Here is a 4,002-nt window from a genome sequence, read left to right as displayed (position 1 = left end):
GTCCCGCGGGGCCGCCCTTTTTCGTTGGCAGGCCATTTTCGTTAGCCGGCAGGCGCTCCGCTCTCCCTCTGGCGCCGCGCGAAGGGCCGTGCCAAGGACGCGCGCATGAATGCGTCCCGCCGTTTCGCCGCCGTCATCCTCGCCGCCGGGCAGGGCACTCGCATGCGCTCCGACGTGCACAAGGTGCTCCACCCGATCGCCGGCCGCGCCATGCTCCTCCATTTGCTCGATCGCATCGACGGGCTCGGCGCCGAGCGCCAGGTGGTGGTGGTCGGCAAGGGCCGCGAGCAAGTCGAGGCGGCGCTCGCCGGGCGGTCGGCGACGATCGCGCTGCAGGCCGAGCAGAAGGGCACCGCGCACGCCGTCCAGCAGGCGGCCGATGCGCTGGCCGGCTACGACGGGCCGGTGATCGTGCTGTACGGCGACACGCCGTTCGTCGAGGCGGCGACGCTCGGGACCATGCTCGAGCGGCTCGCGGCCGCCGATGCGCCGGGCATCGTCGTGCTCGGGTCGCGCCCGGCCGATCCCGCGGCGTACGGCCGGATCATCACCGACGGCGGCGACCGCATCGAAAAGATGGTCGAGTTCCGCGACGCCGACGCGGCCGAGCGCGCGGTGACCTTGTGCAACAGCGGGATGATGGCGGCCGGCGCGCGCGACCTGTTCGGCTGGCTGGCCAAGGTCGGCAACGCCAATGCGGCGCACGAATATTATTTGCCCGACGTGGTCAACATCGCCGCCGCCGAGGGGCGCCACGCGGTGGTCATCGAGGGCGATCCGTACGAAACCGCTGGGGTCAACAGCCGCGCCGAGCTGGCCCACCTCGAGCTCGAATGGCAGCGGCGGCGGCGCGAGCAGGCGCTCGAGGAAGGCGCGACTTTGATCGACCCCGAAAGCGTGTGGTTCGCGTTCGACACAAGGCTCGGGCGCGACGTCACGGTCGAGCCGCACGTGGTGTTCGGGCCCGGCGTGACGGTCGCCGACGGCGCGGTGATCCACGCTTTCAGCCATATCGAGGGGGCGGTCATTGGCGCGGGCGCATCGGTCGGCCCGTTCGCGCGGCTGCGGCCCGGGACGCGGCTCGCGGACAAAGCGAAAATCGGCAATTTCGTCGAGGTCAAGAACGCCGCGTTCGGGGCCGGGGCCAAGGCCAATCATCTGTCCTACATCGGCGACGCCGAGGTCGGCGCGGCGGCCAACATCGGGGCCGGCACGATCACCTGCAATTACGACGGGTTCGGCAAGTATCGCACGACGATCGGGGCCGGGGCGTTCATCGGCTCGAACAGCGCGCTGGTGGCTCCAGTGACGATCGGCGACGGCGCGATCGTCGGCGCGGGATCGGTAGTGACCAAGGATGTCGCGGCGGACAGCCTGGCGGTAGCGCGGGGCGAGCAGAAGGGCTTTGCCGGCTGGGCGGCGCGTTTCCGAGCGACAAAGGCGACACAGAAAACTGGCTGACGGGGTTGCAATGATATCACGATATGATATCATGATGCCATGGCCCGTATCCTCGCCGATCTCCCTGATGAAGACGTCAAATGGCTCGATCAGATCGCGGCCGAGCAACGCAAGTCGCGCGCTTCGGTGTTGCGAGAGGCGGTTGCCGCGTATCGCGAAGAGGCGGGCAAGGACTGGCTTGAGGCGGGCTTCGGCTTGTGGGCCAGGCACGGCGTGGCGATCGACGCGGCCGCCTACGAACGCCAGAGGCGCGCCGAGTGGACGCGGCCATGGGACGACGATTACGAGGAGGTGCGCGCCGAGTCGCCCGAGATGTTCACCCCGGAAGACGATCGGGAGCGCGCGCACTTTCTCGCACTGGCGAAGAAAGCAGCGGCGCGGAAACGAAAACGGGCGGCATGAGCGGGTACAGTTTCGACGCCAATATCTTGATCGACGCCCTTCTAGATCATGGCCCGGCGCAAGCTGAAATCCGCCGCGCCGCCGGCAGCGGTGCGCGACTGTGGCTGAGCCGGATGGCATGGATCGAAGTGATGTCCAAGGGAAGCGACGCGGCGCTGCGCGAGGCGACGCGTTTCCTCGGCCGCTTCGGCCTCGACGAGATCGACGAGGAGACCGCGGCACGGGCGGCGCTGCTGCGGCGCGAGCGCCCGCGGCTGAAGACGCCCGATGCGATTATCCTCGCTTCGGCACAAATTCGTGGTCGTGTGCTCGTCACGCGCAACGTCAAGGATTTTCCGGCCAGCATGCCGGGGATCCGCGTTCCCTACACTCTTTAAAGCGAAAGCCAGTTGCATGTGCGGAATTGTTGGAATTGTCGGCAATAGCGAAGTCGCGCAGCGGCTGTTCGATGGCTTGAGGCGGCTCGAGTATCGCGGGTACGATTCGGCGGGGATCTGCACCATCGACGGCGGCAAGCTCGAGCGGCGGCGCGCCGAGGGCAAGCTCGACAATCTCGCCGCCGAGCTGAAGCGCCACCCACTCGACGGCACGATCGGCATCGCCCACACGCGCTGGGCGACGCATGGCGCGCCGACCGTCGGCAACGCCCACCCCCACATCGCCGGGCCGGTGGCGCTGGTCCACAACGGCATCATCGAGAATTTCAAGGTGCTCCGCGATGAATTGATCGCCGACGGGCGCGAGTTCTTGAGCGAGACTGACAGCGAAGTCGTCGCGCATCTTGTCGCGCGCGAGGTCGAGGGTGGTGCGTCGCCCGAGGATGCGGTGGCGGCGGTGCTGCCGCGGCTCATCGGCGCGTTCGCGATCGCGTTCCTGTTCCGCGACCATCCCGACCTGGTGATCGGGGCGCGGATGGGGGCGCCGCTGACCGTGGGTTACGGCGACGGCGAAAACTACCTCGGCTCGGACGCGTTGGCGCTGGCCCCGCTGACCCAGCGCATTGCTTATCTGGAAGAGGGCGACTGGGCGGTGGTGCGGCGCGACGGCATCGCGATCTTCGACCGCGACAACCGGCCGGTCGAGCGCGAGATCGTCGAATCGGGCGCGTCCTCGGCGGTGATCGACAAGGGCAATCACGCGCACTTCATGCAGAAGGAGATTTTCGAGCAGCCGATCGTCGTCGCGCAAACGCTGCAATCGTACGTGCGCCCGTTCGAGGGCGAGGTCGCGCTGCCCGACGCGGGGTTCGACCTCGCCGCGGTCGAGCGGCTGACGATCGTCGCCTGCGGCACCTCGTTCTACGCCGGGCTGGTGGCCAAATATTGGGTCGAGCAATTCGCCCGCGTGCCGGTCGACATCGATGTCGCCTCGGAGTTCCGCTACCGCGACCCGGTGCTGGTGCCGGGCGGGCTGGCCTTGTTCGTCAGCCAGTCGGGCGAGACCGCCGACACGCTCGCGGCATTGCGCCACGCGCGCGCCCAGGGCCAGCGCATCGCGGTGGTGGTCAATGTCCCGACCAGCTCGATGGCGCGCGAGGCGGACCTGTTGCTGCCGACCCACGCCGGGCCCGAGATCGGGGTCGCCTCCACCAAGGCGTTCACCTGCCAGTTGGCGGTGCTCGCCGCGCTCGCCGCCAACCTCGCCCGCGCCAAGGGGCGGCTGAGCCGCGAGGAGGAGAAAGAGATCGTCGCGCATCTCCAGGAAGCTCCGGCGGCATTGAACGCCGCGCTGGGCCATGACGACGACATTGCGGCGATGGCGCATCTGATCGCGCCCGCGCGCGACGTGCTCTACCTCGGCCGCGGCCCCGATTATCCGATGGCCCTCGAAGGCGCGCTGAAACTGAAGGAAATCAGCTACATCCACGCCGAGGGCTATGCCGCGGGGGAGATGAAGCATGGCCCCATCGCGCTGATCGACGAGGCGGTGCCGGTGATCGTGCTGGCGCCGTCCGGGCCATTGTTCGAGAAGACCGTCAGCAACATGCAGGAGGTGCGCGCGCGCGGCGGCAAGATCGTGCTGGTCAGCGACGCCGAAGGGATCGCCGCGGCGGGCGAGGGGTGCATGGCGACGATCGAGATGCCCGCCGTCCACCCGTTGATCGCGCCATTGGTCTATGCGGTGCCGGTGCAATTGATC

The 4,002-nt window shown here is 68.4% G+C and carries 4 protein-coding genes; all 4 read left to right on the top strand.

Annotated elements, in window-relative coordinates; genetic code table 11:
- Positions 1–105 precede the first annotated feature (105 nt).
- Complete coding sequence (gene glmU / locus RMP08_RS05875; protein ID WP_310468063.1) at positions 106–1,461, top strand: bifunctional UDP-N-acetylglucosamine diphosphorylase/glucosamine-1-phosphate N-acetyltransferase GlmU; 1,356 nt, start codon at positions 106–108, stop codon at positions 1,459–1,461.
- 39 nt (positions 1,462–1,500) lie between these two features.
- Entirely contained in the window at positions 1,501–1,863 is a 363-nt protein-coding gene (locus tag RMP08_RS05870; protein ID WP_310468062.1) for a ribbon-helix-helix protein, CopG family, read from the top strand.
- Positions 1,860–2,240 (top strand): PIN domain-containing protein, encoded by a 381-nt coding sequence (locus RMP08_RS05865; RefSeq protein ID WP_310468061.1) that lies wholly within the window; start codon positions 1,860–1,862, stop codon positions 2,238–2,240. The genes RMP08_RS05870 and RMP08_RS05865 overlap by 4 nt, the downstream gene beginning before the upstream one ends.
- Before the next feature lie 16 nt (positions 2,241–2,256).
- Positions 2,257–4,002: glutamine--fructose-6-phosphate transaminase (isomerizing) (gene glmS / locus RMP08_RS05860; protein ID WP_310468060.1), on the top strand; the 1,746-nt coding region annotated here is incomplete at its 3' end.

The sequence above is a fragment of the Sphingomonas sp. genome (genome assembly GCF_031426035.1).
GTDB lineage: Bacteria > Pseudomonadota > Alphaproteobacteria > Sphingomonadales > Sphingomonadaceae > Sphingomicrobium.
Note: the sequence above shows the minus strand (reverse complement) of the source record. Positions and strands in the feature narration are given on the sequence as shown.